This is a genomic window from Pantoea latae, from assembly GCF_002077695.1.
Classification (GTDB): domain Bacteria; phylum Pseudomonadota; class Gammaproteobacteria; order Enterobacterales; family Enterobacteriaceae; genus Pantoea; species Pantoea latae.
The window spans coordinates 39,944-53,007 of the sequence record NZ_MWUE01000025.1 but is presented as its reverse complement, the minus strand read 5'-3'; the positions used below and the strand labels follow the sequence as shown (position 1 = coordinate 53,007).

Annotated in this window: 11 protein-coding genes and 3 tRNA genes; 3 read left to right on the top strand and 11 right to left on the bottom strand. The window is 60.8% G+C overall.

Going from position 1 to position 13,064, the window contains the following annotated elements:
* Window positions 1-146: 146 nt before the first annotated feature.
* The 7 genes from hflX to nnr form a co-directional block, all read right to left on the bottom strand.
* Window positions 147-1,427, bottom strand: a complete 1,281-nt coding sequence (gene hflX, locus B2J69_RS16580; protein ID WP_081140748.1) for a ribosome rescue GTPase HflX — start codon at window positions 1,425-1,427, stop codon at window positions 147-149.
* Between the two features lie 81 nt (window positions 1,428-1,508).
* On the bottom strand, window positions 1,509-1,820 hold the full coding sequence (hfq, locus tag B2J69_RS16575; RefSeq protein WP_081140747.1) for an RNA chaperone Hfq: 312 nt from the start codon (window positions 1,818-1,820) through the stop codon (window positions 1,509-1,511).
* 103 nt (window positions 1,821-1,923) lie between these two features.
* Window positions 1,924-2,874, bottom strand: coding sequence for a tRNA (adenosine(37)-N6)-dimethylallyltransferase MiaA (gene miaA / locus B2J69_RS16570; RefSeq protein ID WP_081140746.1), 951 nt, complete (start codon window positions 2,872-2,874; stop codon window positions 1,924-1,926).
* Window positions 2,867-4,726: a DNA mismatch repair endonuclease MutL gene (gene mutL, locus B2J69_RS16565; protein WP_081140745.1), complete on the bottom strand. Its 1,860-nt coding sequence runs from the start codon at window positions 4,724-4,726 to the stop codon at window positions 2,867-2,869. Before mutL ends, miaA begins: the two co-directional genes overlap by 8 nt.
* A gap of 46 nt (window positions 4,727-4,772) precedes the next feature.
* A complete protein-coding gene (amiB, locus tag B2J69_RS16560) occupies window positions 4,773-6,413 on the bottom strand; it encodes an N-acetylmuramoyl-L-alanine amidase AmiB (protein ID WP_081140744.1) in 1,641 nt (546 codons plus the stop codon).
* On the bottom strand, window positions 6,410-6,874 hold the full coding sequence (gene tsaE, locus B2J69_RS16555; protein ID WP_081140743.1) for a tRNA (adenosine(37)-N6)-threonylcarbamoyltransferase complex ATPase subunit type 1 TsaE: 465 nt from the start codon (window positions 6,872-6,874) through the stop codon (window positions 6,410-6,412). Before tsaE ends, amiB begins: the two co-directional genes overlap by 4 nt.
* A 6-nt stretch (window positions 6,875-6,880) precedes the next feature.
* Window positions 6,881-8,395, bottom strand: a complete 1,515-nt coding sequence (gene nnr, locus B2J69_RS16550; protein ID WP_081140742.1) for a bifunctional ADP-dependent NAD(P)H-hydrate dehydratase/NAD(P)H-hydrate epimerase — start codon at window positions 8,393-8,395, stop codon at window positions 6,881-6,883.
* Between nnr and queG the strand changes: the two genes are divergently transcribed.
* Entirely contained in the window at window positions 8,394-9,533 is a 1,140-nt protein-coding gene (gene queG / locus B2J69_RS16545; RefSeq protein WP_081140741.1) for a tRNA epoxyqueuosine(34) reductase QueG, read from the top strand. The two genes, nnr and queG, sit on opposite strands and share 2 nt — an antisense overlap.
* 348 nt (window positions 9,534-9,881) lie before the next feature.
* Here queG and B2J69_RS16540 read toward each other — a convergent pair.
* The 4 genes from B2J69_RS16540 to orn form a co-directional block, all read right to left on the bottom strand.
* Window positions 9,882-9,957, bottom strand: a tRNA-Gly gene (locus tag B2J69_RS16540).
* Between the two features lie 27 nt (window positions 9,958-9,984).
* Window positions 9,985-10,060: transfer RNA gene (locus B2J69_RS16535), tRNA-Gly, on the bottom strand.
* Between the two features lie 27 nt (window positions 10,061-10,087).
* Window positions 10,088-10,163 (bottom strand) — tRNA-Gly (locus B2J69_RS16530).
* Window positions 10,164-10,317: 154 nt separating this feature from the next.
* Window positions 10,318-10,866: an oligoribonuclease gene (gene orn, locus B2J69_RS16525; protein WP_081140740.1), complete on the bottom strand. Its 549-nt coding sequence runs from the start codon at window positions 10,864-10,866 to the stop codon at window positions 10,318-10,320.
* Window positions 10,867-10,968: 102 nt separating this feature from the next.
* Between orn and rsgA the strand changes: the two genes are divergently transcribed.
* Window positions 10,969-12,012, top strand: a complete 1,044-nt coding sequence (rsgA, locus tag B2J69_RS16520; RefSeq protein WP_081140739.1) for a small ribosomal subunit biogenesis GTPase RsgA — start codon at window positions 10,969-10,971, stop codon at window positions 12,010-12,012.
* Window positions 12,013-12,151: 139 nt separating this feature from the next.
* Complete coding sequence (gene asd, locus B2J69_RS16515; protein ID WP_081140738.1) at window positions 12,152-13,048, top strand: archaetidylserine decarboxylase; 897 nt, start codon at window positions 12,152-12,154, stop codon at window positions 13,046-13,048.
* Window positions 13,049-13,064: the final 16 nt, after the last annotated feature.

The window sequence follows — 13,064 nt, the reverse complement described above, 5'->3', positions numbered from 1 at the left end:
ATTGTAAGTGCGCTGTTTACCCTGCAGCTTTCAGGCTGTAGCGGTGTTGGCTGCCTTCGTTCGCCCTAAGGAGAAAACATCCCAGAAAAGCGGCAGCCGCCTGCTACACCATATCAGCTATTGCGTAAGGACGTTTGGGCAACGTGTCAAACTATGTAATCGAGCAGCGCCGGCTCCTGCTTGCACAGGCGTCGCCAGTCGACCATCGGCAGGCGCACGCGCAGCCCAACGCCGCCATCTTCTTCATTCCATTCATCTTCAATGGCCTGCAGCTGGTAGAAGTGGCTGCGTAAACGCCCCGCTTCCGGCGGCAGACGCAGCGCGAACTGCGCGATTTCGCCCGCCAGCCGCTCAGAGAGCGCCTGCCATAACAGCGGAATGCCTTCGCCGCTCTGCGCGGAAAGCCAGACGCGGATCGGCAGGTTTTCTTCATTGCGGTCGATACGCGGCGCGAACCCGTCCAGCATATCGATTTTATTCATCACCAGCAGCGTCGGGATCTCATCCGCTTCGATCTCTTCCAGCACCGTGTCGACCGCTTCAATGTTCTCATTGACGCGCACGTCGGCGGCATCGATGACGTGCAGCAGCAGCGTCGCCTGGCGCGTTTCCTGCAGCGTCGCTTTAAATGCGGCCACCAGGTCATGGGGCAGATGGCGGATAAAGCCGACGGTGTCCGCCAGCACCACGTCACCGACGTCGGCGACGCTCAGACGACGCAGCGTGGGATCGAGCGTGGCGAACAGCTGATCCGCCGCATAGACGTTAGCGGAGGTAATGGTGTTAAACAGGGTGGATTTGCCGGCGTTGGTGTAGCCCACCAGCGACACGGTCGGCACGTCCGCTTTCGCGCGCGCCTGACGTCCCTGCTCGCGCTGTTTTTCCACGCGTTCGAGCCGGGATAAAATTTGGCTAATTCGGTTGCGCAGCAGGCGACGGTCGGTTTCCAACTGGGTTTCACCCGGGCCGCGTAGGCCGATACCGCCTTTCTGACGCTCAAGGTGCGTCCAGCCGCGAACCAGTCGCGTGGCAAGATGGCGCAGCTGGGCCAGCTCGACCTGAAGCTTACCTTCATGGGTACGGGCGCGTTGGGCAAAAATATCCAGGATCAGACCGGTGCGGTCGATGACTCGGCATTCGCACAGGCGCTCCAGATTGCGTTCCTGCGCTGGGGTTAAGGCATGATCGAATAATACGACCGATGCTCCACTTGATTTTACCGCATCGGCAATTTCAGCTGCCTTTCCTTCACCGACAAAATATTTGGGATGTGGCGCTTTACGACTGCCGGTAATAACCTGCAGCGCGTCGACGCCCGCAGAAGAAACCAGGGTTTCGAATTCCTGGAGATCTTCCATCTCTTTGTCTTGGGAGAACCAGATGTGTACCAGTACGGCCTGCTCACCGGCATCATAACGGTCAAACAAGCTATAACCTCGCTTAGAAAATAGAAGACCAGGACGGAAAACGGCCTGCGTTCTCCCGCCCTGGCTTGTACGGGTAGCGCGTTATTCCGCGTTATCGCCGTCTTGTTGTGGCTGCGACTGTGCAGAAGCGTTGCTACCGCCGTGGTGGTAGTTATTGCTGCCGCCACCAGCATTGTTGCTGTGGTGAGAAACCGGGCGTGATGGAACCACGGTAGAAATGGCGTGTTTGTAAACCATCTGGCTTACCGTGTTCTTCAACAAAATCACGAATTGATCGAAAGACTCAATTTGTCCCTGCAGCTTGATACCGTTGACCAAATAAATCGAAACCGGAACACGTTCACGACGCAGTGCGTTCAAAAACGGGTCTTGTAATGATTGCCCCTTAGCCATTCTATCTTTTCCTTATATGCTTGTTGTTTATTACTTGTAGAACCGAAGTCCTGAAAAAAACTGCGTAAAAATTTGCGCACGATAACCAGCCAATTGTACACAATCACCCATGCTTCGCACTAAGAACCTGAAGCACCTCATTACGCGCGGATTCTGGGCTGTCGCTGTCAAGCCAGCGGACATTTTCCCAGCCGCGTAACCAGGTCATCTGGCGTTTAGCGAGCTGCCGGGTTGCGCAAATTCCCCGATAAACCATCTCGTCATAATCGATCTCGCCAGCCAGGTAAGACCACATCTGGCGATAACCGACACAGCGAATGGAAGGCATATCCGTATGCAAATCACCTCGTGCAAACAGGGCCCGAGCCTCCGCTTCAAATCCTGACGCCAGCATCTGTTCGAAGCGCAATGCGATACGCTGATGCAGCAGTTCACGGCTCGCGGGGGCGATTGCGAACTGATACACATCGTAGGGTAACGCTTCGCCGGATGTTTTTGTCAGTTCCGTTAAAGTTTTACCCGAAATAAAAAAAACTTCCAGTGCTCGCGAAAGTCTCTGCGGATCATTCGGATGAATACGACTCCCGGCGACCGGATCGATGGCGCACAGCTGACGATGCAGTTCGTCCCATCCTTTCTCGCGCGCCATTTCCTCTATCCGCTGACGCACCTCGGGATCGGCCGAGGGCAGCGGCGACAATCCTTCCAGCAACGCTTTGAAATAGAGCATGGTTCCGCCGACCAGCAGCGGGATCCGGCCAGCCTGAACGATCTCCGCCATCGCCGCCAGCGCATCGCGGCGAAAGTCGGCGGCCGAATAGGCCTGCGACGGATCGCGGATGTCCAGCAGGCGATGCGGCGCCTGCGCTAACTCGTCGGCGGATGGCTTCGCCGTGCCGATATCCATCCCGCGATAGATTAAGGCAGAATCAACGCTAATAAGTTCCACCGGCAGCTGCTTTCTTAACGCAATCGCCAGCGCGGTTTTGCCCGAGGCGGTCGGCCCCATCAAAAAAATAGCCTTAGGTCGGCCAGACTGGTTTTGTTCACTCATGCTTTAGTGCGGTCAGCGCGCTCTCAATCTCAATGGCCTGAATCAGGCCTGAAGGCGGCGATTTCAGCAGCTGCGGACAGAGCCGCTCCAGCTCCGCCAGCAGCGCAATCGCCTGGGTGTGATTCCAGTGGGACGCCTCGCTATCGCAGCGTCGCGCCAGCCACTGCGCCAGCTGAGAAGCGTCGCACGCCGGCTGCTGGGCGAGATAGCCTAACAGCTCTGGAATCAAGATTTGTAAATTTTGCGTGCGCAAGGGTAAAGGCACCGCGCGCAGCGTCACGTGGTCGCCCTCCGGCTGCAGATCGATGCCCATTTCGCTCAGCAGGCTCTGCCTGTCGGCGGCGATCTGGCGCTCCGGTCGGGCGATCTTCATCCGCACCGGGATCAGCAGCGGCTGCGATTTCAGCCCGGTTTCGCCCGGCTGCAGCTGCGCGTGACGCACCCAACGCGCGGCCACCGGCAGCGACAGCAGCAGCAAACGCTGCTCCTGCTCCAGCAGCGCATAGCATTCGCGCACCACCGTCAGCACGCGACCGAAGCTTTGCGCATGGGAAGTCAGCGGCGCCTCGGCGGGCCGCGCGCGCGGCGGCGTCACGGGCGCGGCGACCGGCTCGGCCGGCGTCGCCCGATCCGCCGTCGGCGTTTTCAGCAGCTGCTGATAGACCGCGCCTTCGCGCTTGCTGTAGCCGTTCTCTTTATTCTGCCAGGCCGGCTGCGCCGACGCGGCGGCGGCGCCTTCGCTGCGGCGCGGCGCGGAAGGCTGGGAAAAGTGGTTGCCGCCCGCCGCCTGGCGGTTCTCCGGCTGCCAGCGCGGCGCCGGCTCTTCCGCCGGGCCGACAGGCAGAGCCGGCGCGCGACTCTCCTGCAGCACGCTCATCACGCCCTGGAAAATAAAGTCGTGCACCAGCCGCGACTGATGAAAGCGCACCTCGTGCTTGGCAGGATGGACGTTGACGTCCACCTGATGCGGATCGATCTCCAGATAGAGCACGTAGGCCGGCTGCTGTTCCGCCTGCAGCTGCGTCTGAAACGCCTGGCGTATCGCATGGTTAATCAGCTTGTCGCGCATCATGCGGCCGTTGACGTAGCAGTACTGGATGTCGGTCAGCTGGCGCGAGCCAGCCGGATCGGCCACCCAGCCGCGCAGCAGCAGATCGTCATGCTGCCAGTCGATGCGCAGCGCATGCTGCATAAAGGTGGCGCCGCAAATCGCGCCCAGCCGCCGCTCGCGCTGCGCCTCATCGCTGACCGCGCGATACTGGCGCATCAGCTTGCCGTTGTGGCTGAGCGAGATGGCGACATCGAAACGCGCCAGCGCGATGCGGCGGATCACCTCGTCGATATGGCCGAACTCGGTTTTCTCGGTGCGCATAAATTTACGGCGCGCGGGCGTGTTGTAAAAGAGGTCGAGCACCTCCAGCGTGGTGCCGCACGGGTGCGCCGCTGGCTTCACCGTCACCTCCATATCGCGCCCTTCGGCGTACGCCTGCCAGGCTTCGCTCTGCGCCTGGGTGCGTGAGGTTAAGGTGAGGCGCGACACCGAACTGATGCTGGCGAGCGCTTCGCCGCGAAAGCCCAGGCTCATAATGGCTTCGAGATCGTCGAGCGAGGCGATTTTGCTGGTGGCGTGCCGCGCCAGCGCCATCGCCAGCTCCTCTTTGCTGATGCCACAGCCGTTATCGCGGATGCGGATCAGCTTCGCGCCGCCCTTCTCGATATCGATATCGATGCGCGTCGCGCCGGCGTCAAGGCTGTTTTCCACCAGCTCTTTCACCACCGACGCGGGGCGCTCGACGACCTCGCCCGCCGCAATCTGGTTGGCCAGCTGCGGCGGTAAAATTTGAATGGGCATGGTTTATCCTTTTAGAGCCTGGCCCGGCGCCTGGCCGGGCAGTCCGTCAGGAAGCGGGAATTTTCAGGGTTTGCCCCAACATTACGTTTGAGGACTTCATGTTGTTCGCCTGGATGATCGCCTGCGGGCTGACGCCGTAATGGGCGGCGATCGCCGTCAGCGAGTCGCCGCGCACCACTTTATGACGCGCCGGCGCGCGCGCGGCCACCGTACTGCCGGCCGGCACCTTCAGACGCTGCCCGACCCAGACAACGTCGCGCTTGAGCCGGTTCAGCTCGCGCAGCGTTCCCATGCTGACGCCATATTTCGCCGCAATGCCGGAGAGCGTTTCGCCGCGCGTTACCGTATGGCGCTGCACCGCGCCGGTATACTGCGTGACGCCGGTCGCCGGATTACTGGCGACGCTCACCGTCGGCGATGAGCCGAGCGGACGATTTTCCTCCTTTGGGAGCGATTGTAGCGGGTGCGCCAGGAAATAGTTGCGCAGGCCTTTGTAGATGGCCATCGCAATCTTATCCTGGTAAGCGCTACTGCCGAGCAGTCGCTCCTCCGAGGTATTACTGATAAAGCCGGTTTCCACTAACAGCGAGGGAATATCCGGCGAACGCAGCACGCCCAGGCTGGCGTGCTCTGGCAAACGCTTATGCAGCGGCGACACGCCGCGCAGCTGTTGCAGCACCTTCACCGCCACATCGTAACCAACGCGCTGCGAATGGCCGAACTGCAGATCCAGCACCGCCTGGCTCAGGTAGGGGTCAGCCTGGCTGTTCGCCAGCAGATCCCCTGCGCCGCCCAGCAGTTCGGACTGTTTCTCGCGCTGTTCCAGCCAGTTCGCCATTTCGCTGTTGGCACGGCGGTTTGACAGCACCCATACCGAAGCGCCGGTGGCGCTGTGGCTCGGCGCCGAGTCGGCGTGAATCGAAACCAGCAGGTTGGCGTTCTCTTTACGCGCCACCTCGGAGCGGCCCATCACTGAGATAAAGTAGTCGCCGTCGCGCGTCAGCACCCCTTTGAACATCGGGTCTTTGTTGAGCAGCACCTTCAGCTTGCGCGCGATAGCGATAGTTACGTTCTTTTCATGCAGGCCGCGCTGGCCGGTAGCGCCCGGATCCTGGCCGCCGTGACCGGCGTCGATCGCCACAATCACCGTGTCGTTGCTGGTGGGCACCGCATTGCCCGGACGCGTTGTGGTGTTGGTGTTACTGACCGCCGTCACCTGATTAGCGTTAAACGGGTTAGCCGCCGGGCGGCTCGGCGCGGCCGACGCCGTCGACACAGGCGCAGCATGCGCGGCGGGCTGCCGGCCCTGAATAGTGAACACCACGTTATAGCTGCTGCCGTTACGCTGCGTCACCGCGCGGGTTTTGGCCGACTGCGTCAGCTCCAGCACCAGACGAATGCTCTGTTTATCTTTCGGCGTGCTGGTGCGGATGCGCCTGACGATATTTTCGCCGCTGAAGTTAAGCGGCAGCCCCTGAATGACGCCGCTCTGCCGGATATCCAGCACCACGCGATCCGGATTGCGCAGCGGGAAAAAGCCATATACCGGCTGACCGGCGAAGCTCAGCGTTACCGTCGCCTGGCTGTCGCCGTTTTCTACTTTGATATCGGAAAGGCTGGCCGCCAGCGCCGGGGCCGTTATCAGGCAGAGCGCCAGCAGCAGCGCGCTTTTCATCCTTGCGATCATGCCTGCGCCACCTGCTCTGTCAGGGTTTCGCCCAGCGCGGAGCGCGCCTCGAGCCGCGCCTCGCGCGCGGTGCCGACGTAGCTCAGCGTCAGCGCCAGATCGGGCGGCGGCAGCACGCCAGCGCCCTGCTGCGGCCATTCCACCAGGCAGATGGCGTCGCCGGTGAAGTAGTCGCGGATGCCCATAAACTCCAGCTCTTCCGGATCGGCCAGGCGATAGAGATCGAAGTGATAGAGCGCGCGCTCGCCAAGCTGGTAAGGCTCGACCAGCGTGTAGGTCGGGCTTTTTACGTTGCCCTGATGGCCAAGCGCCTGCAAAAATCCGCGGCTGAAGGTGGTTTTACCCGCGCCCAGATCGCCATAGAGATAGATTACCGCCGCGCCGGTACAGGCGCGGGCCAGCTGAGCGCCCAGATCGAGGGTCGCCGCCTCATCGGGCAAGGAAATAACACAGGTCTTCATGCTTTATTATTGGGTCATCTCTGGATTAACAAACTGCCACAGCAGCTCGAATAAATCTGTTGCCAACATGCCGCGCGTGCCGCGCCGCGCCGCCACTGCGTCCGCCGCTGCGCCGTGTGCCACGCAGCCTGCGCAGGCCGCGTCAAACAGCGCCAGCTGCTGCCCCATCATCGAGGCGATAATACCACTTAATACGTCGCCCATGCCGCCGGACGCCATACCGGCGTTGCCGACGTCGGCAAAGGCCATCGCGCCCTGCTCGCTGGCGATCAGCGTGCCGGCGCCTTTCAACACCGCCACGCCGCCGTAGCGCGCCGCTAGCTTCTGCGCGGCGAGCAGGCGATCGCTCTCGACCTCGCTGGTCTTAATACCCAGCAGTCGCGCCGCCTCGCCGGGATGCGGCGTAATGATGCGATTCTGACGTTTCTGCGCATTGATTGCCAGCAGGTTAAGCGCATCCGCGTCCCAAAGCATCGGCTTTTCGCTGGTGGCAACCGCTTTCAGTGCATTCTGTCCCCACTCGCGCTGGCCCAGGCCAGGGCCAATGGCGATCACATCCGCCCACGCCAGACCGCTCTGCAGCGCGTCGTCCGTCAGCTCGTCCACCATAATTTCCGGGCGCGCCGTCAGAACTGGCGCGATATTATCGCGATGCGTCAGGACGCGCACCAGCCCCGACCCGCTGCGCAGCGCTGCCTCCGCCGTCATGCGTATCGCGCCCGCGGTGCCGGTATCGCCGCCTACCACCAGCAGACGGCCGTGATTGCCTTTGTGCGAGGTCGGCTTGCGCGGCTTCAGCCAGTGCGACAGAAAGGTAGCGTCGAAGCGCGCCATCGGCGCCGCTTCGACGGCGAGAAAAGCGCCTAAGCCGAGATCGGCATAGCGCAGTTCGCCGATCAGATCGCGCGCTTTGCCGGTGATCTGGCCGGGCTTGAGGGCAATAAAGCTCAGCGTCTGCGTCGCGGCGATCGCCTCGCCCGGCGCGCAGCCGGTGGCCGCCGAGAGTCCCGATGGCATATCAAGCGCCAGCACCGGCGCGTGATGGGCGTTCGCCTGCGCAATCAGCGTGAGGTAGGGTTCGGCGGGCGCGCGGTTGATGCCGGTGCCGAGCAGCGCGTCAATGATAAGGTCGACCCGCTCCGGCCAGGCGGCGTCAGGCGCATGGATTTCGCCTCCCGCTTCCAGCCAGGCGTCGCGCGCGCGCTGCGCCTCGTCCGGCAGCGGCTTTTCGCCTGTGCACGCCAGCAGCGTCACCGTGCAGCCCGCCGCCTGCGCCAGCCGCGCCGTAACGTAGCCATCGCCGCCGTTGTTGCCATGGCCGCAAAGGATCAGCCAGTTTTGCGCCTGCGGCCACTGCGCGCGCGCCCGTTCGAACGCCGCCTGCCCGGCGCGCTGCATCAGCTCATACAGCGTAACGCCCAGCGCATCGGCACCGTCGCGCTCCAGCTGGCGCAAGGCCTGCGCAGGCCAGACGGAATATGGTAAACTGCGGCCGTTTGCTTCTGATTCCTGGTTACTCATGTCATACCCTCTCGATCTTCATCAGCTTGCTCAACAGATTAAACAGTGGGGCAAGGATCTCGGCTTTCAGCAGGTCGGCATCACCGACACCGATCTCAGCGCGGAAGAGCCGCGTCTACAGGCGTGGCTGGACAAACAGTATCACGGCGAAATGGAGTGGATGGCGCGTCACGGCATGATGCGCGCGCGTCCGCATGAACTGCTGCCCGGCACGCTGCGCGTCATCAGCGTACGGATGAATTACCTGCCGGCGAAAGCCGCCTTTGCCAGCACGCTGAAAAACCCGCAGCTCGGCTATGTCAGCCGCTACGCGCTGGGACGTGATTACCACAAAGTATTGCGCAATCGCCTGAAAAAGCTCGGAGAAATGATTCAGGAGGCGTGCGGCGAGCTGAATTTCCGCCCCTTCGTCGACTCCGCGCCGCTGCTGGAGCGGCCGCTGGCGGCCAAAGCGGGCCTCGGCTGGACCGGCAAACATTCGCTGATCCTCAATCGCGAAGCGGGCTCCTGGTTTTTCCTCGGCGAGCTGCTGATCGATCTGCCGCTGCCGATCGACGCGCCGCAGGAAGAGCAGTGCGGCCGCTGCGTCGCCTGCATGACGATCTGCCCCACCAGCGCCATTGTCGAGCCCTATGTGGTCGATGCGCGCCGCTGCATCTCCTATCTCACCATCGAGCTGGAAGGCGCGATTCCGGAAGCGCTGCGTCCGCTGATGGGCAACCGCATCTACGGCTGCGACGACTGCCAGCTGATCTGCCCGTGGAACCGCTACGGCCAGCTCAGCGACGAGGCGGATTTCTCACCACGCGCCGCGCTGCATGCGCCAGAGCTGATGACGCTGTTCCAGTGGGACGAAAAAACCTTTTTACGCGTGACGGAGGGATCGGCGATACGGCGTATCGGCCATCTGCGCTGGCTGCGCAATATCGCCGTGGCGCTGGGCAATGCACCCTGGACGGGGGAAATCGTGGAGGTGCTGGCGAAGCGGCTGGGCGAGAACCCGCTGCTTGACGAACATATCGAATGGGCGCTGCGTCAGCAGCATGCTAAGCGGCAGGCGCTGGCGATAGAGGTGCAGCCGGCGCAGCAGAAACGGCTGGTGCGCGCCGTCGAGAAGGGTTTGCCGCGTGATGCATGATTGACCACCGCCCGCTGCGTCTGAGTTTTCCACAAGCTGTGCATAAAAATAAAAAGCCGTTGTCATTCAACTGACCCAGAGCGCACTGCACCCCTGTTTAACAAAATGAAATATTGTCATTACAATAATAATCAATGAGTTAAATCAAGAATGTGTACAAATAAGAATGTGGATAGCGTCAGGCGTAGCCAACAAAGTTGTGGATAACTCTGTTTAAAATAGTTTTACAGATCGCGGGAAGCGGCAGCAAACGCGGCTGGCGCGCTGTGGATAACCTGATAAGCGCAGCGTCAGGCAGTGACCGGTATCGGCTTGTTCTAAACGTATGATTTTTAGTGATGTAAAATTTGGAGCGGGAAACGAGACTCGAACTCGCGACCCCGACCTTGGCAAGGTCGTGCTCTACCAACTGAGCTATTCCCGCTTAGAGAAGGTACTGCTAACTACATTTTGGAGCGGGAAACGAGACTCGAACTCGCGACCCCGACCTTGGCAAGGTCGTGCTCTACCAACTGAGCTATTCCCGCTTAGAGAAGGTGCTGCTGACTAAATTTTGGAGCGGGAAACGAGACTCGAACTCGCGACCCCGACCTTGGCAAGGTCGTGCTCTACCAACTGAGCTATTCCCGCGCCCTGTACCGCTGCATAAATTCTTCATCGGTACGGGGTGCGCATTATACGAGAAATTATTGCTGCTGCAAGAGTCTGAAAGCAAAATTTTGCGCTTTCGATTCGTTTGCCGATTAAAGCAGCAACCTGCTGTTTTCCTGCGCACCTTTTAGAACTAGAGCTGCAAAAAGTGCTCGCGATAGTATGCCAGCTCGGCGACCGATTCGCGAATATCATCCAGCGCCTGATGCGTGCCCGCCTTTTTAAAGCCTGGCAGAATCGCCGGCTTCCAGCGACGCGCCAGCTCTTTTAACGTGCTGACGTCGAGATAGCGGTAGTGGAAATAGGCCTCCAGCTCTGGCATGTATTTGAAAAGGAAGCGGCGATCCTGGCCGATGCTGTTGCCACAAATCGGCGAGCTGTTGGCCGGCACCCACTGTTTTAAAAACTCAATCGTCGCCAGTTCGGCGCGGCGATCGTCGAACGCGCTGGCTTTCACGCGCTCCACCAGCCCGCTCGCAGTATGGGTGCGCACGTTCCACTCATCCATCAGCGCCAGCTGCGCGTCGGACTGATGCACCGCCATCACCGGCCCTTCCGCCAGGATATTGAGGTTCGCGTCGGTCACCAGCGTGGCGATCTCGATAATGCGGTCGCGCTCTGGATCTAGTCCGGTCATCTCCAGATCGATCCAGATTAAATTATTTTCATTTCCTGTTGCCATGCTGTTTCCCGCCGTAGCCGTAGTCGTCATCGATAGTCATTAGGGTGTATCATAGACGTTTTGCCCAGCGGGGCGAAATCTGGCAACAGCCTGAGAGGATGCGTGAGCAAAAATAAACTGTCGAAAGGTCAACAACGTCGCGTCAGCGCTAACCACCAGCGTCGTCTCAACCAGCGTGAAGCGCCGGAAGCGGACGACAACCTGTTTGGTGAAGCGGCGGAAGGCGTAGTGATCAGCCGCTTCGGCATGCACGCAGACGTCGAGGATGCCGTGGGTGAGGTGCATCGCTGCAACCTGCGCCGCACCATCCGCTCGCTGGTGACTGGCGATCGCGTGGTATGGCGTCCGGCGCTCGGCGGCGGTAAAGGCATTGTCGAAGCGGTGCACGAGCGCACCAGCGTGCTGACGCGCCCTGACTATTACGATGGCCTGAAGCCTATTGCCGCCAATATCGACCAGATCATTATCGTCTCGGCGATTTTGCCCGAGCTGTCGCTCAATATTATCGACCGCTATCTGGTGGCGAGCGAAACCCTCGGCATCGAGCCGCTGCTGGTATTGAATAAAACCGATCTGCTGGATAACGAGGCGCGCGCGTTTGTCGACCAGCAGATGGCGATCTATCGCCGCATCGGCTACCGCGTGCTGATGGTCTCCAGTCATGCCAAAGCGGGCCTGGCGGAGCTGGAAGCCGCCCTGACCGATCGCATCAGCATCTTCGCCGGGCAGTCCGGCGTCGGCAAATCGAGCCTGCTGAACGCCCTGCTCGGCCTTGATGCGGCGGCGGAGACCGCGATTGTCACCAACGACGTCTCTGACGTCTCCGGGCTGGGTCAGCACACCACCACCGCGTCTCGCCTGTATCACTTTCCCCACGGCGGCGATGTGATCGACTCGCCTGGCGTACGCGAGTTCGGTTTATGGCATCTCGAACCGGAACAAATTACCCGCGGCTTTGTCGAATTCCGTGAGTTTATTGGCAGTTGTAAGTTTCGCGACTGCAAGCATGGCAACGATCCCGGCTGCGCCATTCGCGCCGCCGTCGAGGCGGGCCAGATCGATCGGTCGCGCTTCGACAACTATCACCGCATTCTGGAGAGCATGGCGCAGGTAAAAACGCGCAAAAATTTCTCCTCCAGCGAGTAACCCTCGCTGCTGATTAACGGCATTGACCCTGCATCGCCGCCGTAACGCGCGCGATCATGGGGAAATTCGCCATCTGACCGGGGCGCTGATATCATTCGCCCCCTTTTTGACTGACGCGAAACAAAGCCAGGAGGCTACGGTGTTTGATCGTGTAAAACTCGGCCTGAATCATGTACTGCCGAAAAAATGGTTAACGGAACTTGCGGGTTGGGGCGCCAGCCGGCGTGGCGGCTGGTTGACCAAACTGGTGATTGATATCTTCGTCTGGTTCTACAAGGTAGATATGTCGGAAGCGCGTAAGCCCGACACCGGCAGCTATCGCACCTTCAACGACTTCTTCGTCCGTCCGCTGAAGGACGACGCGCGTCCGGTCGATCCCGACGCCAGCCTGATCGTGCTGCCCGCCGACGGCGCCATCAGCCAGCTGGGCCCCATCGAAGGCGACCAGATTTTCCAGGCAAAGGGTCATCACTATACGCTGGACGCGCTGCTGGCCGGTCAGGAAGCGATGGCGGCGCAGTTCCGCGACGGTCATTTCGTCACCACCTATCTGGCGCCGCGCGACTACCATCGCGTGCATATGCCGTGCAACGGTATCCTGCGCGAGATGATTTACGTGCCGGGCGATCTCTACTCGGTCAATCCGCTGACGGCGCGCAATATCCCTAACCTGTTCGCGCGCAACGAACGCGTGATCTGCTATTTCGATACCGATATCGGCCCGATGGTGCAGATCCTCGTGGGCGCGACCATCGTCGGCAGTATCGAAACCAGCTGGGCCGGCACTATTACGCCGCCGCGCGAAGGGGTGATCAAACGCTGGCACTATCCGGCCGCCGATGATGAAGGCGCGATCGTGCTGCTGAAAGGCCAGGAGATGGGGCGCTTCAAGCTGGGCTCTACCGTGATCAATCTGTTCGCGCCGGGACGCGTCAAGCTGGCGGAGAGTCTGGAAGCCGAAAGCAAAACCCGCCTGGGTCAGCCGCTGGCCATCGTGCTGCCGCAGACCGTCCCCGTCGACGTTATCGCCGACTAACCGCTGAGAGTGTTTT